Origin of the sequence: uncultured Microbacterium sp. (assembly GCF_963528945.1) — a bacterium.
Taxonomy (GTDB): Bacteria; Actinomycetota; Actinomycetes; order Actinomycetales; family Microbacteriaceae; genus Microbacterium.
This window is the reverse complement of record NZ_CAURWX010000002.1, coordinates 41,844-68,800: the sequence shown is the minus strand read 5'-3', so window position 1 is coordinate 68,800 and position 26,957 is coordinate 41,844. Positions and strand designations below refer to the sequence as shown.

Annotated in this window: 25 protein-coding genes and 2 tRNA genes; 10 read left to right on the top strand and 17 right to left on the bottom strand. The window is 68.6% G+C overall.

The features are described 5' to 3' along the window. Positions 1–133: 133 nt before the first annotated feature. Positions 134–1,141 carry a LacI family DNA-binding transcriptional regulator gene (locus tag RWS82_RS07500; protein WP_314648355.1) on the top strand — a complete coding sequence of 336 codons (1,008 nt, stop codon included), beginning with the start codon at positions 134–136 and terminating at the stop codon, positions 1,139–1,141. Between the two features lie 6 nt (positions 1,142–1,147). On the opposite strand, the gene ilvD is transcribed toward RWS82_RS07500, so the two are convergent. After that, positions 1,148–3,052 carry a dihydroxy-acid dehydratase gene (gene ilvD / locus RWS82_RS07495; RefSeq protein ID WP_314648353.1) on the bottom strand — a complete coding sequence of 635 codons (1,905 nt, stop codon included), beginning with the start codon at positions 3,050–3,052 and terminating at the stop codon, positions 1,148–1,150. Positions 3,053–3,129: 77 nt separating this feature from the next. Between ilvD and RWS82_RS07490 the strand changes: the two genes are divergently transcribed. Further along, entirely contained in the window at positions 3,130–3,960 is an 831-nt protein-coding gene (locus RWS82_RS07490; protein ID WP_314648350.1) for a helix-turn-helix transcriptional regulator, read from the top strand. 135 nt (positions 3,961–4,095) lie between these two features. Here RWS82_RS07490 and RWS82_RS07485 read toward each other — a convergent pair whose 3' ends face one another. Continuing rightward, positions 4,096–4,374 carry a hypothetical protein gene (locus RWS82_RS07485; RefSeq protein WP_314648347.1) on the bottom strand — a complete coding sequence of 93 codons (279 nt, stop codon included), beginning with the start codon at positions 4,372–4,374 and terminating at the stop codon, positions 4,096–4,098. A gap of 112 nt (positions 4,375–4,486) precedes the next feature. Here RWS82_RS07485 and RWS82_RS07480 point away from each other — a divergent pair, with 112 nt between their 5' ends. Beyond that, a complete protein-coding gene (locus RWS82_RS07480; protein ID WP_314648344.1) occupies positions 4,487–5,002 on the top strand; it encodes a DUF3253 domain-containing protein in 516 nt (171 codons plus the stop codon). Between the two features lie 37 nt (positions 5,003–5,039). Here RWS82_RS07480 and RWS82_RS07475 read toward each other — a convergent pair whose 3' ends face one another. The 15 genes from RWS82_RS07475 to dnaA form a co-directional block, all read right to left on the bottom strand. Then, positions 5,040–5,564 (bottom strand): hypothetical protein, encoded by a 525-nt coding sequence (locus RWS82_RS07475; protein ID WP_314648341.1) that lies wholly within the window; start codon positions 5,562–5,564, stop codon positions 5,040–5,042. 92 nt (positions 5,565–5,656) lie between these two features. Then, positions 5,657–8,269 (bottom strand): glycine-rich protein, encoded by a 2,613-nt coding sequence (locus RWS82_RS07470; protein WP_314648339.1) that lies wholly within the window; start codon positions 8,267–8,269, stop codon positions 5,657–5,659. Between the two features lie 223 nt (positions 8,270–8,492). Then, positions 8,493–8,960, bottom strand: a complete 468-nt coding sequence (gene yiaA / locus RWS82_RS07465; RefSeq protein WP_314648336.1) for an inner membrane protein YiaA — start codon at positions 8,958–8,960, stop codon at positions 8,493–8,495. A 271-nt stretch (positions 8,961–9,231) separates the two neighbouring features. Further along, a tRNA-Ala gene (locus RWS82_RS07460) sits at positions 9,232–9,304 on the bottom strand. Between the two features lie 24 nt (positions 9,305–9,328). Then, positions 9,329–9,402: transfer RNA gene (locus tag RWS82_RS07455), tRNA-Ile, on the bottom strand. An 82-nt stretch (positions 9,403–9,484) separates the two neighbouring features. Beyond that, positions 9,485–10,429: a DUF4097 family beta strand repeat-containing protein gene (locus tag RWS82_RS07450; protein WP_314648334.1), complete on the bottom strand. Its 945-nt coding sequence runs from the start codon at positions 10,427–10,429 to the stop codon at positions 9,485–9,487. Beyond that, positions 10,426–11,112, bottom strand: a complete 687-nt coding sequence (locus tag RWS82_RS07445; protein WP_314648331.1) for a response regulator transcription factor — start codon at positions 11,110–11,112, stop codon at positions 10,426–10,428. Before RWS82_RS07445 ends, RWS82_RS07450 begins: the two co-directional genes overlap by 4 nt. Further along, positions 11,100–12,368 carry a histidine kinase gene (locus RWS82_RS07440; RefSeq protein ID WP_314648329.1) on the bottom strand — a complete coding sequence of 423 codons (1,269 nt, stop codon included), beginning with the start codon at positions 12,366–12,368 and terminating at the stop codon, positions 11,100–11,102. Before RWS82_RS07440 ends, RWS82_RS07445 begins: the two co-directional genes overlap by 13 nt. Before the next feature lie 146 nt (positions 12,369–12,514). Beyond that, positions 12,515–12,919 (bottom strand): DUF3566 domain-containing protein, encoded by a 405-nt coding sequence (locus tag RWS82_RS07435; protein ID WP_314648326.1) that lies wholly within the window; start codon positions 12,917–12,919, stop codon positions 12,515–12,517. Beyond that, the gene (gene gyrA / locus RWS82_RS07430) at positions 12,916–15,471 is read right to left on the bottom strand and encodes a DNA gyrase subunit A (protein ID WP_314648323.1); all 2,556 of its coding nucleotides are present in this window, start codon (positions 15,469–15,471) and stop codon (positions 12,916–12,918) included. Before gyrA ends, RWS82_RS07435 begins: the two co-directional genes overlap by 4 nt. 74 nt (positions 15,472–15,545) lie before the next feature. Further along, positions 15,546–17,627, bottom strand: coding sequence for a DNA topoisomerase (ATP-hydrolyzing) subunit B (gene gyrB, locus RWS82_RS07425; protein ID WP_314648320.1), 2,082 nt, complete (start codon positions 17,625–17,627; stop codon positions 15,546–15,548). Between the two features lie 118 nt (positions 17,628–17,745). Continuing rightward, entirely contained in the window at positions 17,746–18,285 is a 540-nt protein-coding gene (locus tag RWS82_RS07420; protein WP_400190080.1) for a DUF721 domain-containing protein, read from the bottom strand. A gap of 62 nt (positions 18,286–18,347) precedes the next feature. Further along, positions 18,348–19,526, bottom strand: coding sequence for a DNA replication/repair protein RecF (gene recF, locus RWS82_RS07415; protein WP_314648314.1), 1,179 nt, complete (start codon positions 19,524–19,526; stop codon positions 18,348–18,350). 52 nt (positions 19,527–19,578) lie between these two features. Continuing rightward, positions 19,579–20,724, bottom strand: coding sequence for a DNA polymerase III subunit beta (gene dnaN, locus RWS82_RS07410; RefSeq protein WP_314648312.1), 1,146 nt, complete (start codon positions 20,722–20,724; stop codon positions 19,579–19,581). Positions 20,725–21,243: 519 nt separating this feature from the next. Then, positions 21,244–22,515, bottom strand: a complete 1,272-nt coding sequence (gene dnaA / locus RWS82_RS07405) for a chromosomal replication initiator protein DnaA (RefSeq protein ID WP_400190079.1) — start codon at positions 22,513–22,515, stop codon at positions 21,244–21,246. 448 nt (positions 22,516–22,963) lie between these two features. Between dnaA and rpmH the strand changes: the two genes are divergently transcribed. The 7 genes from rpmH to RWS82_RS07370 all read left to right on the top strand — a co-directional run bounded on the left by rpmH (position 22,964) and on the right by RWS82_RS07370 (position 26,487). Beyond that, positions 22,964–23,101 (top strand): 50S ribosomal protein L34, encoded by a 138-nt coding sequence (gene rpmH, locus RWS82_RS07400; RefSeq protein ID WP_022879826.1) that lies wholly within the window; start codon positions 22,964–22,966, stop codon positions 23,099–23,101. 6 nt (positions 23,102–23,107) lie between these two features. Continuing rightward, positions 23,108–23,455, top strand: a complete 348-nt coding sequence (gene rnpA / locus RWS82_RS07395; protein WP_314648295.1) for a ribonuclease P protein component — start codon at positions 23,108–23,110, stop codon at positions 23,453–23,455. Further along, complete coding sequence (gene yidD, locus RWS82_RS07390; protein WP_314648292.1) at positions 23,452–23,802, top strand: membrane protein insertion efficiency factor YidD; 351 nt, start codon at positions 23,452–23,454, stop codon at positions 23,800–23,802. The genes rnpA and yidD overlap by 4 nt, the downstream gene beginning before the upstream one ends. 3 nt (positions 23,803–23,805) lie before the next feature. Then, the gene (gene yidC, locus RWS82_RS07385) at positions 23,806–24,873 is read left to right on the top strand and encodes a membrane protein insertase YidC (protein ID WP_314648290.1); all 1,068 of its coding nucleotides are present in this window, start codon (positions 23,806–23,808) and stop codon (positions 24,871–24,873) included. Beyond that, positions 24,873–25,364, top strand: coding sequence for a R3H domain-containing nucleic acid-binding protein (locus tag RWS82_RS07380; RefSeq protein WP_314648289.1), 492 nt, complete (start codon positions 24,873–24,875; stop codon positions 25,362–25,364). The genes yidC and RWS82_RS07380 overlap by 1 nt, the downstream gene beginning before the upstream one ends. A gap of 18 nt (positions 25,365–25,382) precedes the next feature. After that, positions 25,383–26,015: a 16S rRNA (guanine(527)-N(7))-methyltransferase RsmG gene (gene rsmG / locus RWS82_RS07375; protein WP_314648286.1), complete on the top strand. Its 633-nt coding sequence runs from the start codon at positions 25,383–25,385 to the stop codon at positions 26,013–26,015. Between the two features lie 79 nt (positions 26,016–26,094). Next, positions 26,095–26,487: a GNAT family N-acetyltransferase gene (locus RWS82_RS07370; protein ID WP_314648284.1), complete on the top strand. Its 393-nt coding sequence runs from the start codon at positions 26,095–26,097 to the stop codon at positions 26,485–26,487. Positions 26,488–26,957 lie beyond the last annotated feature (470 nt).

Here is a 26,957-nt window from a genome sequence, read left to right as displayed (position 1 = left end):
ACGGCCGGCATGGTTTTATGACATCGCTGTCATACGTCGAGACGCTATCACAGCGGATGCCCCGTGGGGAAGGAGAGGGAGGCATCGGATCACCCGTCATAATGAGCAGATCGCTCGGAGCAGCAGGAGCACGATGACATCACACGAAGACGGGGTCGCCCCCCGCGCCACCCTGGCGCAGGTCGCCGCGCGCGCCGGCGTCAGCCTGAAGACCGCCTCGCGCGCCCTCGGCGGGGAGTCGTACGTCAGCGAGAAGACGCTGACGAGCGTGCTCGCCGCCGCCGCCGAGCTCGACTACCAGCGCAACACCGCGGCCAGCCTCCTCGCGAGCGGACGCCTCGCCGACTCGATCGGCCTCATCACCGGCGACTTCACGAACCCCTTCTACTCGGCGCTCGCCCAGGCCGTCGAAGACGAGATCCGCCCGCGCGGCATGCACCTCTCGGTCGCGAACTCCCGCGAGTCGGCCGAGCAGGAGCAGCGGGTGGCCCACGACCTCGCCGACCGGCAGACCAAGGCCGTCATCACCGTCTCGGCCATGACCGACCACTCCGACTACGCCCAGTTGCAGGCCCGCGGAATCCCCGTCGTGTTCGTCGACCGCCCGGCCGAGGGGCTCGCGGCCGACTCGGTCGTGTTCGACAACCGCGACGGGGGTCGTCTCGTCGCCCGGCACCTCATCGAGCGCGGACACCGCCGCATCGCGTTCATCGGCGACTACGCGTGGCTGCCCACCTACCGTCAGCGCCTGGCCGGCATGGGCGATGTGCTCGACGCCTCCGGGGTTCAGTGGCGCGACCTGCTGCGCACCGACGCGCACGATGTCGCCTCGTCACGCGCCTGCGTGCGCGAGCTCCTCGAGCTCGCCGAGCCACCGACCGCGATCGTCGCGGGCAACAACCGCATCCTGCTCGGGGCGATGGAGGAGATCGCCGAATCGGCTGCCGCACCCGCCGTGATCGGCTTCGACGACCCGGAATGGGCCCGCGTTCTCGGCATCAGCGTCGTCGCCGGAGACGTCGAGGAACTGGGCCGCTGCGCCGCCCGCCTCGCCCTCGCGCGCCTCGGCGACCGCACGAGAGAACCCGAGGCGGTCACGGTTCCCATGCGCCTCCTCGAACGCCGCTCGACCGCCCGCTGACCCGGGTCAGACGAGCGAGGCGGCCCGGCGAACCTCCTGCTCGCGCAGCGCGTTCTCAACAGCCTCCACATCGCGCACCGCGCCGCGGTCGGCCGAGGTCGCCATCGCCGCATACGCCCGCAGCGCCAGCGACACGGGGCGCTGACGGTCGACGGGCCGGTACCCGCCGGCATCCAGCAGGCGGGCGCGACGCTGCTCGAGCTCGGCCTCGCTCACCTCGAGAGTCATGCCACGGGTGGGGATGTCGATCGAGATGATGTCGCCGTCCTCGACGAGCGCGATCACGCCGCCCGATGCCGCCTCCGGCGAGACATGGCCGATCGACAGCCCCGACGTGCCGCCCGAGAAGCGGCCGTCGGTCACGAGCGCGCACACCTTGCCGAGTCCGCGCCCCTTGAGGAACGACGTCGGATGCAGCATCTCCTGCATACCCGGACCGCCCTTCGGGCCCTCGTAGCGAATCACGACCACGTCGCCCGGCTGCACCTTCTTGCCGAGGATCTTCGCGACCGCCTCCTCCTGCGACTCACACACCACCGCAGGGCCAGAGAACACGAGGATCGACGGGTCGACACCTGCCGTCTTCACCACGGCGCCGTCAACGGCGAGGTTGCCCCTCAGCACCGCCAACCCGCCGTCGACCGAGTAGGCGTGCGCGACGTCGCGGATGCATCCGTTCTCGGCATCCTCATCGAGCGCCGTCCATCGCTCCGACTGCGAGAACGCGCTCGACGAACGCACCCCGCCGGGGGCGGCGAACCAGAGGTCCTTCGCCGTGTCGGTCGCGCGGCCGCCGCGGATGTCCCAGTCGTCGAGCCAGGCGGCGAGCGACGGCGAGTGGATGCTGCTCACATCGTCCTTCAGCAGACCGCCGCGTCGCAGCTCACCGAGCACGGCGGGGATCCCGCCGGCGCGGTGCACGTCTTCCATGTAGTACATGCGGCCGTAGGCCGGGTTCGGGGCGATCTTCGCCAGGCACGGCACACGACGGGAGATCTCGTCGATCTCGTTCAGCCCGAAGTCGATGCCCGCCTCGTGCGCGGCGGCGAGCAGGTGCAGGATCGTGTTCGTCGATCCGCCCATCGCGATGTCGAGCGCCATGGCGTTCTCGAACGCCGAGAAACTGGCGACCTCGCGGGGGAGCACCGATCGGTCGTCCTCGTCGTAGAAGCGGCGGGTGATCTGCACGGCCACCTCGCCGGCCTTCTCGTACAGGGCGCGGCGGGCGGTGTGGGTGGCGAGCACCGAGCCGTTGCCGGGAAGGGCGAGGCCGAGCGCCTCGACGAGGCAGTTCATCGAGTTGGCGGTGAACATGCCCGAGCACGAGCCGCACGTGGGGCACGCGTTCTCTTCGATGCGCTGGATGTCGGCATCCGACACGGTGTCATTCGCCGCTTCGGAGATCGCGTCGACGAGGTCGAGCGTGCGCACCGAGCCGTCGACGAGGGTGGCGCGGCCCGACTCCATCGGCCCGCCCGAGACGAAGACCGTCGGGATGTTCAGCCGCAGCGCGGCCATGAGCATGCCGGGGGTGATCTTGTCGCAGTTCGAGATGCATACGAGCGCGTCGGCCTGGTGCGCGTTCACCATGTACTCGACCGAGTCGGCGATGAGGTCGCGCGACGGCAGCGAGTACAGCATGCCGCCGTGTCCCATCGCGATGCCGTCGTCGACCGCGATCGTGTTGAACTCGCGGGGGATGCCGCCCGCGGCCGAGATCGCCTCCGAGACGATGCGTCCGACCGGCTGCAGGTGCGTGTGGCCGGGAACGAACTCGGTGAAGCTGTTCGCGACCGCGATCATCGGCTTGCCGAAGTCGGCGGCGTTGACGCCGGCGGCGCGGAACAGCGCGCGGGCTCCGGCCGCATTGCGGCCGTGGGTGACGGTGCGGGAGCGAAGAGGGGTCGGCATGATTCCACCCTGACTGGGCGGAGCGGATGCCGGAAGACGGCGCTGACACTAGTAGTGGAAGCACTAGGTTTGTGGGTATGGCCGTCGACGAGGAGCAGCGCAAGGAGCTCGGCGCCTTCCTGCGCGCGCGACGGGAGCAGCTCGACCGGGGTTCGTTCGGCCTTCCGCCCGCGGGCCGCGGTCGCACGATCGGCCTCCGCCGCGAAGAGGTCTCCTTCCTCTCCGGCGTGAGCGTCACCTGGTACACCTGGCTCGAACAGGGTCGAGACATCAACGCCTCGCGACAGGTGCTGGATGCCGTCGCCACCGCGCTGCACCTCACTGTCGCCGAACATGACTACGTGCTGCGCCTCGCCGGGTTCTCACCCGCGCGGCCGGGGGTCGGGGCTGCGGTGGAGACCGCGCCCGCGCACGTGCAGCGCTTCCTCGACGCGCTCGACGAGCATCCGGCGTACGCCCTCGCCCCCGACTGGGGCGTCGCGGGCTGGAACCAGGCGTACGAGGCGCTGTACCCGAACATCGGCACCACCCCGCCCGAGAAGCGCAACCTGCTGTGGCTCATCTTCACCGACCCCGCGGTGCGCGACCTGCTCGACGACTGGGACGACACCAGTCGCCGGTTCCTCGCCGAATTCCGCGCCGAGGCGGGCCCACGGCTCGGCGACCCGCGCTACCGCGACCTCGTGGGCCGGTTGAGGGAGGCGAGCCCGGAGTTCCGGGAGCGGTGGGAGAGCCACGACGTGCGCGGGTTCGAGTCGCGCGAGCGCGTGTTCCGGCATCCGCGACTCGGACGGCTGGTGTTCGAGCACCACCAGTTGCGCCCGTCGGACCAGACCGAGATCCAACTCGTCGTCTACACCCCCGCGGATGCCGCGGCCCGCGCCCGCTTCTTCCGCCGCGGCGAGTGAGGTCGCGCGCGCGTCGTGACGCGCGTGACCTCGTGAGGGGTCACGACACGCCGTATCGGGGCATCCGTTCGCGTCGTTTTCCGACCCCTCACCGGGTCGGGGGCGGGGAAGAGAGCGCGGTGAAGGGGGAGCGGATCAGGGAGCGGGAGGCATGATCGGCTTGCCCAGGAGGCCGTGCGCCGACTCGATCTCGACCTGCTCGTACAGACCCGCGTAGCCCTCGCGCTGGTCGGGGTCGTCGGCGAGGTTCTGGCTGAGGCGCATCTCCCACACCACGTTCTCGAAGTCCGTCTCGAGCATCTCCTGCACGCGGCGATGCAGCTCGTCGAAGACCTCGGGCGGAGCGAGGAATCCGATCGACAGCTCAGCGAGGTCGAACGTACTCGAATCGGTCAGATCTTCATGCTCGGTCATGCCGCCACGGTAGCGAAGCCCCCTGCGCGTCTGCTGGCCGGGCGTCGTGCACCGGGCGGATGCCGGCGTCAAGACCCTTCACCGCGCCTGGAGGATGGCGGAGGGTGGGAGCATGTCCACTGCCACCGAGCACCGAACCGAGCCCGAGCGCACGCCCGACGGGCACCACTTCGTGATCGACGGGCGACGCTGGCGGGCCACCGATCCGACGATCCCCGACTCGTTCCGCCAAGAATTGGTGGATGAGTTGATGTCGGCCCGCCGAGCGGTGAAGGGTGCCGAGAAGAACGCCGAGAAGGATGCCCGGGCACGCGTGCAGGATGCGAAGGTCGCTCTCGGTGAGCGCGGACATCCGTGGTGGGAGGACCGCGCCGGCGATGCGTTCGACGATCGGATCGCCTCGACGCTGCGCGCTTTGGTGCGAAAGCGCGACGGGTCGTCGATCTGCCCGAGCGACGTCGCACGCACCGTCGGCGGGGAGTCGTGGCGCGATCACATGGACGACGTGCGCCGGGTCGCGCACGGGCTCGCCGCCCGCGGCGACATCGTCGTGACCCAGAAGGGTGAGCCGGTGCGCATCGATCAGGCGCGCGGCCCCGTGCGGATCATCCGAGGCCCCGGCCTCTGACCGGCGCACCGCCCGTGACTGCGATGGGCGCGGCCGCTCACTCGACCCGCAGCAGCGACACCGCGTAGACCGTGGGGTCGCCCTCGAGGTCGAGGAGGATGCTCGCCCCGGTCTCGGTGGTGACGACGTCGAACGCGACGGTCTCGTTCGTGCACGCGATCGGCCCGGTGGATGCCTCGGCATCGACCTGTCCGGCGGAGAGCGTGATCGTTCCCTCACCGCGGCACGCGATCTGGCCCTGGAACATGCCCGGCTCGAGCGACCGGAAGTCGGTGCGGTGATGCGCGGAGGTGTGCGCGCTCATCCAGCCCGAGAACGGACCCGCTCCGGTACCCGTGTCCGACACCGGCACGGCGGTGGCGGCCCAGTCGCCGATCTCGTCGACCGGGAGGGGCAGCATGGCCTCGTCGGTCTCGGCATCCGCCGTCGGGGTCGAGGTCGCCGAGGGCGTCGATGACGGCGACGGTTGCGGCTCGGCATCCGTCGCCTCGCCCGTGCATCCGGCGAGCGCGACGCCGACCGTCAGGAGCGCGCCCATGATGAGACCTCGTCTGGTATCCATGGCTGCCACGCTACGGACGCGCTGCGCCCGGGGCGAGGGATCCCCCGCGACTCGGAGGAGGTACGGAGGTTCAGCTCGAGCGCGGGGGAACGTCAGTCTGCCGAGCGGCGGCGAGACCCGACGGCCATCATCAGCAGCGCACCGAACACGAGTGCGGCGGCGCCTCCGACGAGCGGCAGCCCCGATGCGGCCCCGGTCGCGGCGAGCGCGGGATCGGCCGGATCAGCGGCGACGGCCGCCGACGCGGACGGAGCGGGCGGCGCCCCCACCTCGACGGCCGGGGCGGCTTCGACCGTGACGGTGAGGCCGGTGGTGATCGAGTCGACCGTGGCCGTGACGAAGCGCGGCCCGGCCGAGACGACGGTGACCGTCGACCCGGTGACCTGGTCCCCCTCGACCGAACTGGCGAGCGTCGCCAGAGAGGTGACATCACCGAGCCCGTTCCCCTCGGAATCGAAGCCGGCCACGGTGAAGCCCACCGTGTCGCCGACCACGGGCTTCTCCGCAGCCGCCGTCAGTGTGATCGACGCGATCGGACCCGCCATCACGTCGACCACCAGGGCGCCCGTCGTCGTACCGTCGGTAGCGGTGATCGTTCGCGTCCCCGCTTCGCTCACGCGGATGCGTGAACCCGACACGGTGTCGCCGCTGGCCGAGCTCGCGAAGGTCAGCGACTCGGTGACGTCTCCCAGATCGTTGCCCTCCGCATCCGTGGCGGTTGCGGTGATGTCGAGCGTGTCGCCGGCGACGACGGACGCCGAAGGGATCGCGACCGTGATGGCGGCGATCGGACCGGCCGTCACCACGAGGGCGGTGGAAGCCGTCAGCGTGCCGTACGAGGCGGAGATCGTGCGCGGCCCGGCGGCGTGGACGGTGATCGCGTCTCCCTCCACCTCGTCCGACTCGACCGAGCTCGCGAATGTGGTGTCGGCGGTGACGTCGCCGAGGACAGTGCCACCGGCATCCATCGCTGTGACGGCGAACGATGCGGTACCGCCAGCGGTGACCGGTGCGGTCGGACCGGTCACGACGATCCCCGCCGCCGGTCCGGGCGCGACATCCACGACGACTCCGTCGGTGACCAGGCCGTTGCGCGCCGACACGGTGCGCGTGCCGGCGGGACCGAAGGTGACCGTGTTCCCGACGACGGTGTCGGCGGGGTTGGAGCTCGAGAAGGTGGTCGTCGCGGTGACGTCCCCTAGGTCGGTGCCGCCCGCGTCACGCCCGGAGACCGTGAACGCGACAGTGTCGCCGGCGGTGACCGATGTCGACGCCGCCGACGCGGTCAGCGCCACCAGAGGGCCCGCCGTGACCGTGATCGGTGCGGACCCGGTGACCGTCCCGTCCTGTGCGACGATGGTCCGTTCGCCGGCAGCACCGAAGCGGATGCTGTCGCCGATGACCACGTCGGAGGCGACCGAGCTGCGTAGCGTCGTCCGGGCGGTCACGTCGCCGAGGTCATTGCCCGCGACGTCGAAGGCGCGGGATGAGAAGGTCGCGGCCCCATCGGCGACCACAGTGGATGCTGAGGGGGTCACGGTGAGCCCGACCGCCGGGCCGACCTCCACTGTGATCTGGATGGTGTCGGTCACGCCCTGGTTGGTCGCCGTGATCGTGCGCACGCCGGCCTTCGCGAAACGGATGCTGTTGCCGGTGACGACGTCGGACGCGTCGGAGCTGGAGAAGGTCGTCGCAGCAGTGCCGTTCCAGGTGTCGCCGCGCACGTCGCCGGCCGCGACGGAGAAAGGTACCGACCCGCCGGCCGTGACCGTGGTCATCGGGGTGCTGACGTCGAGCGTCGAGGTTCGCGACACATAGCTGAGCGTCACCGAGGCCGGACCTGAGGCGAGACCGGTGACCGTGCCCAGCGAAGAACCGCCCCCGCCGCCGCCATAGGTCGACGCGCCGCCGCCGCCGTACAGACCACCGCCGCCGCCGGCACCACCGCCGGACGAGCTGCCATCGCCACCTCTACCGAGGGTTCCCGGCAGGCCCGCCGGACCGTTGGTGCTCACGCCACCGGCCCCGCCCGCACTCGCCGTGCCGGCCCCACCGAAGCTGTTGTACATCGTGGGTCCGCCCGGGCTCCCCGCGTTGCCGCCGGCGCCATCGAGTGCCGCGCCGCCGCCGCCACCCGCGACCACGAGGCGGGACGTCAGCGTTCCCTCGACGGCGGACGACACCGTTCGGACATCCGAGGCGCCGCCCCCGCCCGCGCCCCCGAGGTCGTACCAATTGGGCTCGAAGTAGGTCGGAGCGGCACCTCCGCCGTTGAAGCCCCCGGGGGTCGGGGTTCCGCCCGCGGTCCAGGAACCGCCGACACCGCCGACCTCGATGAACAGGGTGTCGCCGGGCGTGACCGCGAACTGCCCGGTCACCACTGCACCCCGACCGGCGGGCCGGTTGGTGTCGGATCGCGTGCCACCGGCCGCCCCGACCACTTCTGCGGAGATCGAGGTGATGCCCGCGGGCACCACGTACTCCTGCTCGGCGCCGGTGAACGAGAAGGTCTGGGTGCAGAGCACCTGCGCCGCGGTCTGCGTGCACGTGCGTTCGGCCACAGCGGCCGATGCGGGCGAGACCGCAGCGATGCTCGCGGCGAGGGCGACGCCGATCGCGATGAGGGCGGCGGCGATGCGCGACGGGCGAGCGACCGGGGAAGAGGCGAGAGGGGACGGGTAGCGCGCGCTCGACGGCGTGGTCACGGGAACCTGATTTCGGGGGAATCGGGCACGACCCCACCGGTCCGCCATCTCCGGCTTACGTTAGCAGTCCCCGCGCCCGGCGATGGACGGCGCCGCTCACCAGGAGACGCTCATCGAGACGTCGGCGATCACGGGCTTGCCGTCTTCGAACGTGATCGAACCGCTGACAGTGATGTCGGTCTTCTTCGAGTTCGGGATTCGGGGGCGGGGTCGCGGGTGGCGATCAGGCCGCGGGCGGCGGGAGCAGCGGCGGCCGCGGGCGTGCCGCGGGGGGCGCCGCTTCTCGGACCGCCGCCAGATCGCGCACGTTCTTCTGCACCGCGACCACCGCGAACAGGCTCATGGCGAACCCGATCCCGTAGAAGCCCTTCTCGGACAGCAGCAGGTCGGCGTTCCACAACCCGACGGTCAGGAGCACCAGCGCGGCGAGCAGCATGCTCCACGCCACGCCGAGGTAGACGCCGGTGATGGGCACGTCTTCGGCGCGATCGCGCACCGCCTTCTGCACCGACACCGCGGCGAAGATGCCGAGCAGGAACACCGAGAGGTAGAAGCCCTTCTCGGCGAGGCTCATCGAGGCGTTGTACAGGCCGATGAAGAACAGCGAGGTTCCGAGCCCCAGGGCGACCCAGGATGCTCCCACGAAGGCGCCGGTCGGTCGAGCGGGCACCGTCTGCGCAGGCTGATCCACGTGTTCTCCTTCGGTAGTTCCGCGCGCGAGGACGACGATGCGTCCGGAGCGGCGGCAGCGACGCCGGAAGTTTCGCACGAAGCCGCTCCGGGATTCACGCGTTTTCAGAAGGCATACCGAAGTACTTCGGATCGGGAGTTGTTAACAGGGTTGTTAACACCTGTGTACAACCCTCACCGACTTCGCTTTTCGCGCGCGAACGCCGGAACGACGGGGAAAACGAGAAGGCCCCGCACTCGGCGGGGCCTTCTCGAACTGTCTCAACACAGTGTGGAGCCTAGGAGATTCGAACTCCTGACATCCTGCTTGCAAAGCAGGCGCTCTACCAACTGAGCTAAGGCCCCGTGCGGGGATTTTGAGTTTCGGAGTGGGGCTACCAGGACTTGAACCTGGGACCTCTTCATTATCAGTGAAGCGCTCTAACCGCCTGAGCTATAGCCCCGTCAACCTCCGAAACTTTACCGGAGATTCGTGGAAAGTCCCAATCGGGGGCGAGACCCGGGTGAGTCCCGCCCCCGCGCCCCTCAGCGGCCGGGTCGGATGGTGGCGCTGCCGGCCGAGAGCGAGACGTCGATAACGTTGCGCGAACTCGACGACTGCTTCACGGTCGCGTCGAGCGACCCGGCGTCGATGCTCTGATCGATGCGGTACTCGGCGTCGGGCAGCGTGAGGTCGAGCGAGCCGGCACTCACGTCGATACCGGTGCGTGCGGGTGCCCCGCCGGTCAACTCGACTGCCAGGTCGCCGGCCGACACCGAGAGGGTCGCCTCTTCGACGTCGTCGAGCTGCAGGTCGGCTCGACCGGCGCTCATGTCGACGTCGACGCTGAGCGCCGACCCCTCGATGTCGAGCGCTCCGGCGTTCACGTCGACCGCGAGCGAACCGAAGTCGCCCACCACGTCGAGGCTGCCCGCATCGAGCGACAGGTCGGCGTCGATCGCGGCATCGCGCAGCGACTCCGGCAGGGTGATGACCGCCACCTCGCCCTCACCGAACCAGCTGCCGAACCACCAGCCCCATCCGCGGTTGGCGCTGTGCACGACGAGCTCGTCCGACTCGCGCTCGAACGTCCATGCCGGTCCGCGCGGGTTCGTCACCTTCAGCTCGGCCTCGTCGACGTCGGCGAACTCGACGCGCACGCTGCTCGTGTCGGCATCCACGCGGATGCTCTCGAGGCCGTCGACGTCGACCGTCTGCACGGCGGTGGATCCGTCGGTCGAGGCGAACATCGCTCCGGCGGTGGCGAAGGCGGCGGTGCCGCCCGTTCCCACCAGGGCCAGTCCACCGGCGATCGCGGTGACGATCCCGATCGCGGTGAACCCGGCGGTCCTCGACGCGGTGGGCGCACCGCCCGCCGCGGGTGCGGGGGCCGTCGGCGGCGCCGGCTGAGCAAAGCCCGGTGCCGGCTGACCAGACCCCGGCGCCGGCGGGGGAGTGAGCGGCGTGCGGTCGTCGTTGCTCGTGGTCATCGTGTCGTTCCCGTCTGGTGCGGCGACGCGGGGCCGCCGAGGTTCTCGATGTGGGCGAGGGCGGCGAGCACACGTCGGTTTCCCGATTCGTCCTGCTCGAGGCCCAGCTTCTGGAAGATGGAGGTGATGTACTTCTCGACGCTCGCCTCCGAGACGAAGAGCAGGCCGGCGATCGCCTGATTCGATTTGCCCTCGGCGATCAGTGCGAGGACCGTGCGTTCCCGCTCGGTGAGGCGGAGCATCCGGTCGTCGCGGTTGCGCCGCGTGAGCAGCTGCGCCACGACCTCCGGGTCGAGCACCGTCGCCCCTTCGGAGATGCGATTCACCGATTCGAGGAACTCGGACACGTCGGCAACCCGGTCTTTCAGCAGGTAGCCGAGGGGTCCGCCCTGCGCCGCGATGAGGTCGGAGGCGTAACGCTCCTCGACGTACTGCGACAGCACGAGGATGGCGAGCGAAGGATGCGTCGCGCGCAGGCCGAGCGCCGCGCGGATGCCCTCGTCGGTGAACGTCGGGGGAAGCCGCACGTCGAGGATGCACAGCTCGGGCGACTCCGAGGCGACCGCCTCGGTGAGACCGTCGGTGTCGGGCAGGGCCGCGACGACCTCGTGTCCAGCATCTTCCAGCAGTCGCACGAGTCCTTCGCGCAGCAGCACGCTGTCTTCGCAGATCAGGATGCGCATGGCACGTTCACCTCCAGGCTCGTGGGTCCGCCGACGGGGCTGTCGAGACGGAACGTCCCTCCCGCGGCGAGGATGCGGTTCGCGATGCCGTCGAGTCCTCCGCCGGGCTGCACCTGCGCGCCTCCCATTCCGTTGTCCTCGACGCGGGCCCACAGCGTCCCGCCGTCGCGGAGCCGAACGACGACGCGCGCCTCGCTGGCCCGGGAGTGCTTGGCCGCGTTCGTGAGCGACTCGGCGATCGAGAAGTACACGGCTGCCTCGGCCTCGCGGCTGCACCGCCCCTCCATGCGCACGTCGAGGTGCACGGGGATGTGCGATCGGCCGGCGAGCGCCGACAGGGCGGCGTCGAGTCCGCGGTCGTCGAGCACCGAGGCGTGGATGCCGCGGGCGAGCTGCCGCAGCTCGGTGATCGCGGCCTTCGTCGAGGTGTGGGCCTCGGCGATGAGTTCTTTCGCGGCTCCCGGGTCGTCGTCGATCTTCTGCTGGGCGAGGCCCAGGGTCATACCGACCGACACCAGGCGGGGCTGCACGCCGTCATGCAGATCGCGCTCGATGCGGGTGCGCTCGACATCGGCCGCCCGCACCGCTCCCTCGCGCTGCGCGGTGCTCGTACGCACCTGCTCGGTGAGCTCGGCCTCGCGGCTGCGCACCACGATGGCGAGCGACAGGGTGCGGTGCAGGAAGGCGAGACCGATCGTGCCGCCCACCGCAGCCGCCATCCCGAGAATGCCGACCAGCGGCGCCCACATGACCGGGATGCCTCCGCCGCCGAACGGACCGAAGACGCTCTCGGCCGGGGTCAGCGGGGCGAAGAGCAGCACTACCGAGCCGACGAGAGCGGCGAACAGTCGGAGGACGATGAAGCCGAGGATCGCGGTGATCGCGAAGTTCGCGAGGGCACGCCACATGCGTCCGTCGACGGCCTGGCGTCCGAGCGAGCGGAGCCATCCGACGAACCCGGGGCGGTCACGCGGTCGCCAGCGCAGCGGGGTCACCGGAACGCGGTACAGCGAGCCGACCCGGGCGATTTCGAACCAGCCGACGCCGAACAGCGCGTAGACGAGACCCACCAGGAAGATGAGGCCGATGCCGGCGACGAGCAGAAGACCCAGACCGGTGCTGAGCACGCCGGTGAGCACCGTGAAGATCACGCCGCCGATCAGTCCGACGCCGGCGAGATGCAGCACCGTGAGGAAGAAGCGCAACGGCGGCCGATCGGCCCTGGTCCGCTGCGGGATCGCTGTCTGTGTGGTCATGGTTCCACGGTAGAGCCGGGGGTCGGGGCCCCGACACCGAGTCAACCGGACACCTCGATTCGGGTTTTCCCTACCGTGTGGTGGAGGAAGACCCGCGGGAACAACGAAAGGCGGATGCCGCAGCATCCGCCCCTTCGTGAGAACCGTCAGTTCGAGGTGAACCCGACGAGCAGACCGCCCGTGACCTTCACCGCGAAGTTGTAGATACCGGCGACGACCGCACCGAGAACCGTGAAGACGATGAGGTTGAGGATCGCGACCACCGCGGCGAACGCCATCACCTGGGGCAGGCCGGCGATCTCGGTCAGCACGATCTCGTTGTTGCTGAAGCTGCGGAGGAACTCTTCGGCCTTGAGCATCACACCGGTCGCGTCGAGCACGAGGTAGATCAGGAAGAACGAGACCATCGTCACGATCGCGAGCGCCACGGCGCCCAGGAACGACAGCTTGATCGCAGACCAGAAGTCGACGTAGACCAGGCGCAGGCGCACCTGCTTGCCGCTGGTCTTGCGGGTGGATTTCTTCGCGAGCTTGTCGGCTACCGTGCTCATGCGTCCGTGCTCTCCTCGGGGGTGTTCGTCGTCTCGGTGACGTCGGAAGCGGCATCCGCCTCCTCCGACTCCTCGTCGGACAGGCCGCGCTCACTGTTACGGGCGATCGCGAGGATCCGGTCGGCTTCCGTCGTCCGGGCGAACACCACTCCCATGGTGTCTCGGCCTTTGGCGGGCACCTCGGCCACGGCAGAGCGTACCACCTTGCCGCTGGAGAGAACCACCAAGACCTCGTCGTCCTCGGCGACGATCAGACCACCCGCGAGAGTGCCTCGATCGTCGTTCAGCTTGGCCACCTTGATGCCGTATCCACCGCGTCCCTGGACCCGGTATTCCTGCACCGCGGTGCGCTTCGCATACCCGCCGTCGGTGACGACGAACACGAAGCAGCCGGGGTCGGCGACCGACGCCGAGAGCAGGCTGTCGCCGTCGCGGAACTTCATTCCCTTCACACCGGCGGTCGCCCGGCCCATCGGCCGCAGCGCGTCGTCGGTCGCCTGGAAGCGCACCGACATGCCCTTGCGGCTGATGAGCAGGATGTCGTCGGATGCGTCGACGAGCAGAGCCCCGACGAGAGCGTCGTCGTCGTTCAGACGAATGGCGATGACGCCGCCCTGACGGTTCGTGTCGTACGCCTCGAGCCGCGTCTTCTTGACGAGACCGTCGCGCGTCGCGAGCACGAGGTAGTCGGCCACGCCGTAGTCGCGGATGTCGAGCACCTGCGCGATGCTCTCATCGGGCTGCATCGCGAGGAGGTTGGCGACGTGCGTGCCCTTCGCGTCGCGACCGGCCTCCGGCACCTCGTAGGTCTTCGCCCGATAGACGCGTCCCTTGTCGGTGAAGAACAGCAGCCAATGGTGCGTCGTCGTGACGAAGAAGTGCTCGACGATGTCGTCGGCGCGCAGCTGGGCGCCCTTGATGCCCTTGCCGCCGCGGTGCTGCGAACGGTAGTTGTCGCTGCGCGTGCGCTTGATGTAACCCTCGCGCGTGACGGTGACGACCATCTCCTCCTCGGCGATGAGGTCTTCCATCGAGACGTCGCCGTCGTACCCGTGCAGGATGTGGGTGCGGCGCTCGTCGCCGAAGCGGTCGACGATCGCCGTCAGCTCCTCGCGGATGATCGTGCGCTGGCGACCCTGGTCGGCGAGGATCGCCTTGTAGTCGGCGATGAGCGCCTCGAGCTCGTTGGCCTGATCGATGATCTTCTGGCGCTCGAGGGCGGCGAGGCGGCGCAGCTGCATCTGCAGGATGGCCTCGGCCTGGATCTCGTCGATGTCGAGCAGCTTCTGCAGCCCCTCGTTCGCCTCCTGCGTGGTCTGCGACCGGCGGATGAGCGCGATGACGTCGTCGAGCGCATCGAGAGCCTTGAGGTAACCGCGCAGGATGTGCATGCGCTTCTCGGCCTCGGTGAGGCGGAACTGCGTGCGGCGCACGATCACGTCGATCTGGTGCGAGATCCAGTTCGTGATGAAGCCGTCGATCGCGAGGGTGCGGGGCACACCGTCGACGATCGCGAGCATGTTCGCGCCGAAGTTCTCCTGCAGCGAGGTGTGCTTGTACAGGTTGTTGAGCACGACCTTCGCGACGGCATCGCGCTTGAGCACCACCACGAGACGCTGACCGGTGCGGTCGGACGACTCGTCGCGGATGTCGGCGATGCCGGTGATCTTGCCGTCACGGGCGAGGTCGCCGATCTTCACGGCGACGTTGTCGGGGTTCACCTGGTACGGCAGCTCCGTGATGACGAGGCAGGTGCGGCCCTGGATCTCCTCGACGTTCACGACCGCGCGCATCGTGATCGAGCCGCGCCCGGTGCGATACGCCTCGTGGATGCCCTTGGTGCCGAGGATCTGCGCGCCGGTCGGGAAGTCCGGACCGGGGATGCGCTGGATGAGCCCGTCGAGCAGCTCCTCGCGGCTGACCTCGGGGTTGTCGAGGGCCCAGAGTGCGGCCTCCGACACCTCGCGCAGGTTGTGCGGGGGGATGTTCGTGGCCATGCCGACCGCGATACCCACCGAACCGTTGACGAGCAGGTTCGGGAACCGGGCCGGGAGGACCGTGGGCTCCTGCGTCTGACCGTCGTAGTTGTCGGTGAAGTCGACCGTGTCCTCTTCGATGTCGCGCACCATCTCGAGCGCGAGCGGGGCCATCTTGGTCTCGGTGTATCGCGGCGCAGCGGCACCCATGTTGCCCGGCGACCCGAAGTTGCCCTGGCCGAGGGCCAGCGGGTACCGCAGAGACCACGGCTGCACGAGACGCACGAGGGCGTCGTAGATCGCCGAGTCGCCGTGCGGGTGGTACTGACCCATGACCTCGCCGACGACGCGGGCGCACTTCGAGAACGACTTGTCTGGACGGAAGCCGCCGTCGTACATGCCGTAGATCACCCGGCGGTGCACGGGCTTCAGCCCGTCGCGCACGTCGGGCAGCGCGCGTCCGACGATGACCGCCATGGCGTAGTCGAGATAGCTGCGCTGCATCTCCGACTGCAGGTCGACCTGGTCGATCCGGCCGTGATCGTGCTCGGGGACGGGGCGTTCTTCGTCAGTCATGTGTCATTTCCTGGGTTGCTGAGCGTGTCGAAGCATCCGGGACCCCGCGGCGTACCGGGGGACCCACGGCATGGCTAGATGTCGAGGAACCGGACGTCCTTGGCGTTGCGCTGGATGAACGTGCGTCGCGACTCGACGTCTTCACCCATCAGCACGCTGAAGATCTCGTCGGCGGCCGCGGCATCCTCGATGGTCACCTGACGCAGCGTGCGCGTCGAGTGGTCCATCGTGGTCTCCCACAGCTCCTTGGCGTTCATCTCGCCGAGACCCTTGTAGCGCTGGATGCCGGCGTCCTTCGGGATGCGCTTGCCGTTGTCGAGTCCGTACTTCAGCAGCGCGTCGCGCTCGTCGTCGCTGAACACGTACTCGTGCGGCGAGTTCGACCACTTCAGGCGGTAGAGCGGCGGCATCGCGAGGTACACGAAGCCGGCCTCGATGAGCCCGCGCATGTAGCGGAACAGCAGCGTGAGCAGCAGCGTCGTGATGTGCTGGCCGTCGACGTCGGCATCCGCCATCAGCACGATCTTGTGGTACCGCGCCTTCTCGATGTCGAAGTCCTCGCCGATGCCCGTGCCGAAGGCCTGGATCATCGCCTGGACCTCTTTGTTGCCGAGGGCCTTGTCGAGACGCGCGCGCTCGACGTTGAGGATCTTGCCGCGGAGCGCCAGGATCGCCTGCGTGTGCGGGTCGCGACCCTGCACCGCCGAGCCGCCGGCCGAGTCGCCCTCGACGAGGAAGATCTCGCTGATCGACGGGTCCTTGCTGGTGCAGTCCTTGAGCTTGTCGGGCATGGCCGCCGACTCGAAGACGCTCTTGCGACGCGCCGTCTCACGCGCCTTGCGCGCCGCCATGCGGGCGGTCGCGGCGTCGATGGCCTTGCGGATCACGTTCTTGGCCTGGCCGGGGTTGCGCTCGAACCAGTCGCCGAGCTGGTCGCCGACGACCTTCTGCACGAACGCCTTCGCCTCGGTGTTACCGAGCTTGGTCTTCGTCTGGCCTTCGAACTGCGGCTCGCCGAGCTTGATCGAGATGACCGCGGTCAGCCCCTCGCGCACGTCGTCGCCCGAGAGGTTGTCGTCCTTCTCCTTGAGCAGGTTGTTCGCGCGGGCGTACCGGTTGACGAGCGTGGTCAGCGCCGCACGGAAACCCTCCTCGTGCGTGCCGCCTTCGTGCGTGTTGATCGTGTTCGCGTAGGTGAAGACGTTCTCGGTGTACGAGGTGGTCCACTGCATCGCGACCTCGAGCGAGATCTTGCGCGACGTGTCCTCCGACTCGAACGCGATGATCTCCTCGGTGACGACCTCGGCGTGCCGCACCTTGTTCAGGTACTCGACGTAGTCGACGAGACCCCGCTCGTAGAAGAAGACGTCGTGGGGCTGCTTCGCGATCGGCTGCCCCTCCTCCTCGATCTCGTACACCGACGAGGGGCGCTCGTCGCGCAGCTCGATGCGGAGGCCCTTGTTGAGGAACGCCATCTGCTGGAACCGGGTGCGCAGCGTGTCGTAGTCGTACTCGGTCGTCTCGGTGAAGATCTCGCCGTCGGCCCAGAACGTGATCGCCGTGCCGGTCTCGTCGGTGGTCTCACCCTTCTCGAGCGCCTGCTGCGGCTTGCCGCCGTCGGCGAAGCTGTGACGCCAGACGTGGCCCTTCTGCTTGACCTCGACCTCGAATCGGGTCGACAGCGCGTTCACCACCGACGAACCGACGCCGTGCAGACCGCCGGAGACGGCGTAGGCGCCGCCGCCGAATTTGCCGCCCGCGTGCAGGATCGTCAGCACGACCTCGACGGTCGACTTGGTCGGGTCGGAGGAGTGCGGGTCGACGGGGATGCCGCGGCCGTTGTCGACGACGCGCACGCCGCCGTCTTCGAGCAGCGTGACGAGGATGGTGTCGGCGTAGCCGGCCAGCGCCTCATCGACGGAGTTGTCGACGATCTCGTAGACGAGGTGGTGCAGACCCCGGGGTCCGGTCGACCCGATGTACATACCGGGCCGCTTGCGCACGGCCTCGAGGCCCTCGAGGATCTGGATCGAGTCCGCACCGTACTCGGGGAGGTCCGGGGGTGTCGATGTGTTTCCGTTCGCGGAGCCCGTCGAAGGGTCGGGGGTTCCCCCGGTCGTCGATTCGGACTCGTCAGCGGGGGATTCAGGTGTCATCAGAAGACATTCTCCACATCGATAGTTCGAACTCCCAGTCTAGCCGGGTTTCGAGTGGAAATATCGCTCAACGGCCGCGTGTGGCCCTCTGAGGCGTCCGACCCCCTCAGATGGTGCCCTACCCGTAGGTATCGCGCGGACCCCGCCCTGGGACGACTCTGGGACCCCATTTCCAGGAGGGGACGTCCGGTCCGATGAAGCGCAGGTTCTCGACGCCGGCGTCGGGATAACGCCGACCGATCTCGGTGAGGATGGTGCCGCGCATGTACTGGAGGTTCTTCGCCCAGGCCGTCGAGTCGCACTTGACGGTGAGCAGCCCGCGCTCGAGCGACACCGGTTCGGAGTGCTGGGCGGTGTCGGCGCCGGCGAGGTCGGCCCACTGTCGCACCAGGTCTTCGCGCGCGAGAGCGACCTGCCACCCCGAGTCGCGGCTGAGCTTGTCGAGCACGTCGCCGAGTGCGCCGGGGTCGCGGCCCGGAGCGAACGGTACGTTCTCGTCGTCGACGGTGAGGCGCTTCTTGCGGCGCCAGTTCTTGCTGCTCGGCTTCAGCCCGCGCAGGCGCAGGTAGGTCGCGACCGTCTCGGGGGGCGGGGGTGCCGAGGCGCCGGCGTCTGCGGATGCCCGGGCGGATCCCGCCGCGTCGGATGCCGCAGGCATGGCCGCGCGTGAAGCGGATGCCGCGCCGGGACCGGATGCCGGCCGCGGCTGGAGGGTGTCGTTCATGCGGCTCCCCCCTCGCGCTCATCGCTGATCGTGCCGGCGGTGATGCGAACGACGTGCGCGTGGAGCACCTCGGGGATGTCCTCCTCGACGGCGGCGGTCACCACCACCTGCTCGTACCCCGCGGTCAGCGCCGCGAGGCGCTGGCGTCGGTCGGCGTCGAGTTCGGCGAACACGTCGTCGAGGATCAGCACCGGGTCGCCGGCCGGTGATTCGCTGCGCAGCAGTTCGGCGGACGCGAGGCGCAGCGCGAGCGCGACCGACCACGACTCGCCGTGCGACGCGTAGCCCTTCACGGGAAGACCCCGCACCCGCAGCACGAGGTCGTCGCGATGCGGCCCGGTGAGGGTGAGACCGCGGTCGAGCTCGCTGGCGCGCTTCGATGCGAGCGACGATCGGAACATCTCGGCGACGGATGCCGGAACCGGGGCATCCGTCTCGGCGTCGTCGGACGAGTCCTCGCCGTCTTCCGGGTCGCCGCCGCGGATCGACAGGGCCCACTCCAGTTCGGGGCGGTGATCCTCACCCGCGATGGCGGCGTACGCGTCGGCGACGGGCTGCTGCAGATCGGCGGCTAGGCGCTGACGGGCGACGATGATCTCGGTGCCGAGGGCGACGAGCTTGTCGTCCCACACGTCGAGCGTGCTCAACGCCTCGCCGCGGATGCCCCGGGCGCGAGCCGACTTGAGCAGGGCGTTGCGCTGCTTGAGCACACGGTCGTAGTCGGCGAGAACGGCGGCGAGACGCGGGGTGCGCTGGATGAGCAGCTGATCGACGAACCGGCGTCGTGCCGACGGGTCGCCCCGCACGATCTGCAGGTCTTCGGGAGCGAAGAGCACCACGTGGGCGTAACGGGGGAGCTCGTTCGTCTTCGACGGCGACCCGTTGATGCGCGCTTTGTTCGAGCCCTGGCGGTTGAGCTGCACCTCGGCGAGCACCTTGCGCTCCCCGTGCGAGAGGCGAGCCCGGATGATCGCGAACTCCTGCCCGTCGCGCACCATCGGCGCATCGGCCGAGACGCGATGCGAACCCAGCGTGGCGAGGAACACGACCGCCTCGGCGAGGTTCGTCTTGCCCTGACCGTTGCGGCCGACGAGCACGTTCGGCCCGCGGTGCAGAGCCAGTTCGGCGGTCGCGTAATTGCGGAAGTCCACCAGGCTCAAGTGCTCCACGATCACGCGTTCACACTACCTTCGGGGTCGGACAGTGCTCGCTCCGGCCCGATCGGGATCAGCGGAGGAGCAGGTTGGGCTGGAGCAGGTACTTGAACGAGTCGAGACCGGCCTGGTCGACCGAGGTCTGGCTCGTGATGAGCACCGGGCTGAGCTTGTTGGCGTTGTCGCTCGACGTGAAGGTCACGCGCACGAACTCGCTTTTCACCGCACCGAGCGCCTCGATGAGGTACTGCGGGTTGAGGCCGAGCACCACCTCGTCGCCCCCGGTGAGGATGGCGTCGACCGACTCGGAGGCGCGCGCGTGCTCGCTGCCCGAGGCATCCATCGTCACACCGTCGGCCGAGAACGTGAACCGCAGCGGAGCGGCACGGTCGAGGACGAGGGCGACACGGCGAACGGCCTCGACGAGATCGGCGGTGTTGACGACCGCGTAGTGGTCGGTCTGCTCGGGGAAGAGCCGGCGCACGGGCGGGAAGTTGCCCTTGATGAGCAGCGACGTGACGGTCTTGTTGCCGGCGGTGAAGGCGATGATCTCGCGGTCACCGGCACCCGAGAACGCGATCTGGATCGTGCCGGCGTGGCCGAAGGTCTTGCCGACCTCGAGCAGGGTGCGTGCGGGGACCAGAGCGGTCTGATCGCCCGCGGCCTCGCCGTCCCACGGCACGTCGCGCAGCGACACCCGGTAGCGGTCGGTCGCCACGAGGCTGAGGTTGTGCCCGGAGACCTCGAGCTGCACACCGGTGAGCACGGGGGTGACGTCGTCGCGCGACGCGGCGAAGCCGACCTGCGCGATCGCGGTGCCGAATTCGTCGGCCGGGACGACACCCGACGGGCCGGACACCTCGGGGATCGACGGGTATTCCTCGACCGGCATGGCCGCGAGGGTGAAGCGTGCAGAGCCGCAGGTGACGGTGATGCTGCCGTCGTCCTCGACGGCGATGTCGATCGGCGCGTTCGGCAGCCGGCTCGCGATGTCGGAGAGCAGTCGACCGTGCACGAGGATCGTGCCCGGGTCGTCGACCGTGGCTTCGATGGTCGTACGGGCGGATGCCTCGTAGTCGAACGCCGAGAGGGTGAGCCCCGACCCGTCCGCCTCGATCAGCACACCGGCCAGGATCGGCTGCGGGTTGCGCTGCGGCAGGAGCTTGACGACGAACGAGACGGCCTCGCTGAAGACGTCGCGATTGACCTGAAACCTCACGGGTGCTCCCTTGTCGTCGATCTGAGACGGGTGTCGTCGGTGGGCTGCAGGGCATGGCCGACTGCAGGGCTTCCCATGCTAGCCCCACGATCCGCCCGATCCCTACGACGAGGTTTCCTGTCATGCCTCGGCGTTCTCCCCACCCGTCTGGTGATCGGATCGCGCCATAACCGGATTAACTCCTTAACGGTGTTAACAGCTGTGGATACTGTGGATAACTCGGTGGATAGCAGTCGGCCGTAGGGAACTACACGTTTGTCAGTTGTGGAATTCCTGAGGAATCCGCGGGTGGAGAGCATCCGACGCCCGATTCGCTCTCCCGGAGTTATCCACAGGAATGGGCGATCGCCCCACATTCGTCCCGATGCGGAACCCGATAATCCACAAGTTATCCACATGTGCATAGAGGCATCTTTCCTGCGCGGAGAAATGGGCGGTGCGGCGCGTCGGACGGTCGGGCGTACGACGAAGGGCACGGATCCGCGATCGGATGCCGTGCCCCTCACGTCGAGAGCCGGGTCAGCGGCGACCGAGCTGGGTGGTGATCTCGGTCACCTGGTTGTAGATGGAGCGACGCTCTTTCATGAGGTCGCTGATCTTCTTATAGGCGTACATGACCGTGGTGTGGTCGCGGTTGCCGAACAGCTGCCCGATCTTCGGCAGGGAGAGGCTCGTGCGCTCGCGGCACAGATACATCGCGATCTGCCGTGCCGTGGCGATCTGCTGCGACCGGCTCGACCCGTACAGGTCGTCGACGGTGAGCTTGAAGTACTGCGCGGTCGCCGTGATGATGTCGGTCGGCGAGATGATGTTGTCCTCGGCCGTGTCGACGATGTCGCGCAGCACGGTCTGGGCCAGCGAGATGTCGAGAGCCGAGCGGTTCAGGCTCGCGAACGCCGACACGCGGATGAGAGCGCCCTCGAGCTCGCGGATGTTCGACGACACCACCGTGGCGATGTACTCGAGCACCTCGTCGGGGATGTGGAGCGCCTCGCTCTGCGCCTTCTTGCGGAGGATGGCGATACGCGTCTCGAGGTCGGGAGCCTGCACGTCGGTGATGAGGCCCCACTCGAACCGGCTGCGCATGCGGTCTTCGAAGCCGGTCAGGTGCTTCGGTGCGACGTCGCTGGTGATGACCACCTGCTTGTTGTGGTCGTGCAGCGTGTTGAAGGTGTGGAAGAACGCCTCCTGCGTCTCGGCGCGACCCTGCAGGAACTGGATGTCGTCGATGAGGAGGATGTCGACCTCGCGGTACCGGGCCTGGAATGCGGCACCGCGGTTGTTCGCGATCGAGTTGATGAAGTCGTTCGTGAATTCCTCGCTCGACACGTACCGCACCTTCACCCCGGCGTAGAGCGACTGGGCGTAGTCGCCGATCGCGTGCAGGAGGTGCGTCTTACCGAGCCCGGAGTCGCCGTAGATGAAGAGCGGGTTGTAGGCCTTGGCCGGCGCCTCGGCGACCGCGACGGCGGCGGCGTGGGCGAATCGGTTGGACTGGCCGATGACGAAGTTGTCGAAGGTGTACTTCGGGTTGAGACGCGATTCGTGCCGCAGCGGCGTCGGCTGCTCCATCGGAGACTCGACGCGCACCGCGCTCTCCTGGCGACCGAAGTCCGAGACGGCGATCGGTGCGGTCGGCTGCTCGACGAGCTCGGGGTTCACGACCACGCGGAACGAGGTGACCTCTTCGCCGACGTGCGCGAGCGCCTCCATGATCGGCAGGCGCAGCCGCTTGTTGATCTGCGCGGCGGTGAGATCGTTCGGCACCTCGAGATAGAGGGTCGCCGACATCACGCCGGCCGGCACGGCGAGGCTGAGGAAGCCCTGCAGCTGCGGTGTCACCCGGTCGTCGTCGACGAGCAGCTCCTGCACCGTGGTCCAGATCGGGACGTCGGGCTGGGCAGGTGAGGACATGACGCTCCGGAGACTGTGATCGGGCGAGGCGGCGCGGGTTCCGTCCTCCGCCTGTGGATAACTACGGATGCCCACGCTAGTCACCGAGGCTGGGAACGGCAACCTGCCGCGGGATATCAACGCGCGTGTTGTGTGCGAGGTGGCGACGGAGGTTGTGGATAATGGCTGTGCGGTACGCACCGGATGACAAGGGTCGCAGCGCGCAGATTTGCTCTGCGCGCCGCAGCGACGTACCCTTAGTCGGTTGACTTATGCCTTTTCGGCAGTTCCCTACAGATGTCTCCGGTCGCAGTGAATCCGGTGACAGCACCCCCGGAGTGATTCCATGAGCAAGCGCACCTTCCAGCCCAACAACCGTCGTCGCGCCAAGAAGCACGGCTTCCGCGCCCGCATGCGCACCCGCGCCGGCCGCGCCATCCTGTCGGCACGCCGTGCGAAGGGCCGCACCGAGCTCTCCGCGTAACCCGCTGTGCTCGCCCGTCCGTACCGTCTGACCCGCGGCATCGACTACCGCATGGTGGTCCGTCGCGGCTCGCGGTGTGGAGGGGCGACGGTGATCACGTCGGTGATGACCTCGGATGAGCGACGCGTTCCGCGGTTCGGCTTCATCATCAGCAAGCAGGTCGGCGGCGCGGTCGTGCGCAACACGGTTCGTCGTCGCCTCAAGGCCGTCTGCGCCGAGGCGCTCGACCGCGTACCCGAGGGCACGGATGTCGTCATCCGTGCCCTTCCTGCATCCGCGTCGGCGACGTACGACGAGCTGAGGTCGGATGTGCACCGGTGCTTACGGCGGTTGTCGCCGGCGGACGCCTCATGACCGCGCTACCCGCGTCGTCGATCGGTTCGGCCCGGATGCACGCGCGAGACGTCGTGCAGAGCATCCCTCTGGTCCCGCGCAATCTGGTGCTCGGCTTCCTGACGGGGTACCGCAAGGTGATCTCGCCCATGTATGGCGACGTGTGCGCGTACTACCCCTCGTGTTCGGCTTACGCTGTAGGGGCGGTGCAGCAGCACGGCGCCGTGCGGGGAGCAGCGCTCTCGGCCTGGCGCATCCTCCGCTGCAATCCCTGGTCCCGCGGGGGCGTCGACGACGTGAAACCGCACGCACACTTCCGTTACGACCTGACCGCTCATGGTTTCGTCGTTCCCGCTCGAAAGGACTGACCGGTGGGTCTCGACCTTCTGCTCGCCAGCGCCACACCGTCGCCGGCCCCCTCCTCCGGAGGCTTCGACCTGATCGGAACCATCCTCTGGCCGCTGAAGTGGCTGGTGGAGCTGGTCCTCGTGGCATGGCACTGGCTGCTCACCGCGGTCGGCATGGCCGCCGATTCGGGCCTCACCTGGGTGCTCTCGATCGTCGGACTCGTGGTCGTCGTGCGCGCCGCGCTGATCCCGCTGTTCGTCAAGCAGATCAAGAGCCAGCGCAAGATGATGGAGATCGCTCCTGAACTGCGCAAGGTGCAGGAGAAGTACAAGGGCAAGCGCGACCAGCTCAGCCGCGAGGCCATGAGCCGCGAGACCATGGCGCTGTACAAGAAGCACGGCACGACACCGATGTCGAGCTGCCTCCCGCTTCTCGTGCAGATGCCGATCTTCTTCTCGCTGTTCAGCGTGCTGAGCGACGTCACGAAGCACCACGCCCAGGGCGTCGGCGGCGTGGGCCTGCTCAACCAGGAGCTCACGGAGCAGTTCTACGACGCCAAGCTGTTCGGCATCGCCTCCCTGCACGAGACGCTCGGCAATGCGGTGGATGCCGGCAACACCACGGCGATCATCATCCTCGTCACGCTCGTCGTGCTCATGATCGCGTCGCAGTTCTTCACGCAGCTGCAGATCATCTCCAAGAACCTGTCGCCCGAAGCCAAGACCGGCCAGGCGTACCAGATGCAGAAGATCATGCTCTACGTGCTGCCGCTGGGCTTCATCTTCTCGGGCGTGTTCTTCCCGCTCGGTGTGGTCATGTACTGGTTCGTCTCGAACCTGTGGACGATGGGCCAGCAGTTCCTCGTGATCCGCGAGATGCCGACCCCCGGGTCCGAGGCGGCGAAGGCGCGCGAAGAGCGTCTGGCGCGCAAGGGCAAGGCGATCGACTCGTCGGGCAAGGTCGTGCCGATGGCGGCGTACGAGGCGGAGCAGCAGCGTCTGCTCGACGCGGCCGAGAAGGCCAAGGCCGAGGCGCCCAAGCGTCAGCAGCCGGTCGGTAAGAAGCGTGCGAAGAAGAAGGGGAGCGCCTGATGAGCGAGAGCATCACCGAGCGCGTCGAGCCCACCGTGGCCGAGCTCGAGAACGAGGGCGACATCGCCGCGGACTACCTCGAGGAGCTCCTCGACATCGCCGACATCGACGGCGATCTGAACCTCGATGTGCGACAGGGCCGCGCGTACGTGTCGGTCGAGGCCGACAGTGGTTCGCTGAGCCTGCTCTCCGCGCCCGACACGGTGCAGGCCCTGCAGGAGCTGACGCGCCTCGCCGTGCAGAACAAGACGGGGGCGTTCTCGCGACTCATCCTCGACATCGGTGGATCGCGTGACGCGCGTCGTCGCCAGCTCGAGACCCTGGTCGACGCCGCGGCGGAGAAGCTCGACGAAGGCGCCTCGCAGGCATCCCTGCCGGCGATGTCGAGCTACGAGCGCAAGCTCGTGCACGACGTCGCGGCCGAGCGGGGGCTCGTCTCCGAGTCGTACGGCGAGGGCGCCGACCGTCACACCGTTCTGCGTCGCCGCTGAGTTCGGGTCGGGACGACGATGGGCGCTGAGCTCGAGGTCGAGCCGCAGGCGGCGGCCGGCATCTTCGGGGATCGCATCGATCTCGCACGCGCGTTCACCGCGGCGCTCGCCCGCGAGGGCGAGGAGCGTGGCCTGATCGGCCCGCTCGAGCTGCCGCGGCTATGGACCCGGCATGTGCTGAACAGTGCGATCGCCGCACCGCTCGTGCACGGGCACGTCGCCGACATCGGTTCGGGAGCGGGGCTGCCTGGACTGGTGCTCGCGATCGCACGGCCCGAGGTGCAGTTCACGCTGGTCGAGCCGATGGAACGCCGGGTGGCGTGGCTCACGGAGCAGAGGGATGCGCTGGGTCTGAGCAACGTCGAGATCCTGCGCGCGCGGTCGGAAGACGTGCGGCGTCCCGGCGCGTTCGACGTGGTGACCGCTCGCGCGGTGAGCGCGCTGCGGACCCTGCTGCCCCTGACGGCACCCCTCGTCCGGGACGGGGGAGAGCTCACCCTCTTCAAGGGGATGAACGCCGACAAGGAGATCGAGGCGGCTCAGAAGCAGATCAAGAAGTACCGGCTGTCGGACGTGCGCGTCGACGTGCTGGGAGAGGGCGTGCTCGCAGAGACGACCCGCGTGGTGCGGGCCTTCGTTCGCGCTGCGTGAGAGTCATCCCGGCCGACACACGATGAATAGCCCGCTGAACTGGGTTTTCCGTGACGCTGTCGCCTCTGACGCCTCATGGATGGTCGAGCTCCGTGCCGTGGTCATGCGCCCCGACCTCGAGCGCCTGGGCGTTTTCGATCCGCAGCGGGTGAGACAACGCTTCCTCGATGCGTACCGGCCGGACGACACCCGGGTCATCACGGTGGATGGCCGCGACTGTGGTCTCGTCGCTCTCCGCGATGCCGAGGACGGATGGTGGCTCGAGCACTTCTACCTCGACCCCGCCCTGCAGGGCCGAGGGGTGGGGCACGCGGTGCTCGAAGCGCTGCTCGAGCCGCGGGATGAGCGGCCGTACCGCCTGAACGTTCTGCAGGGCAGCCCGGCCCGCCGACTCTACGAGCGGTTCGGTTTCGTGGCGTATGACGAAGACGACGTGGACGTGTTCATGATGCGACAGGCTCGGGTGGGGTGATCGCCAGGGTGGGACTGTGGTGTGGCCCGTTCCCTGGAAGTAGCGTGCGGAATCCGGGCGTGGCGCGCCCTCCGGGGTCATGTTTCACGTGAAACGCGAAGCGAAGTGCGTGACGGGCGACGTCCGTGTGCAACTCGCCGGCTGCCTGGCTTGTGGGGGAGTCCGGCCGTCAGGTGCTGGGTATGGCGTGCAATCGCGAGGTGCGAGGTGCGACGTGCGGGTCGCGGGGTACGGGAGCACCTGAGCGGCTCCGGTCGCGGCGGCCGGGGGCAAGCCGTGACTACGAGTGAGGCCATCAATGGGTGGCGGGGTCCGTTCGACTTGTTGATCGTTTCCGGGTAGCGATCGCTGTAGGGGAGAAGTGACGTCTACGGGGGTATTGGCCCCGCATGAGTGCTGGGCCGATCGGTGCGGAGGAGGGGCGGGCTGTGTACGAGAGGTTCATCGAGGTGCTGACCGATTGGTGAGCA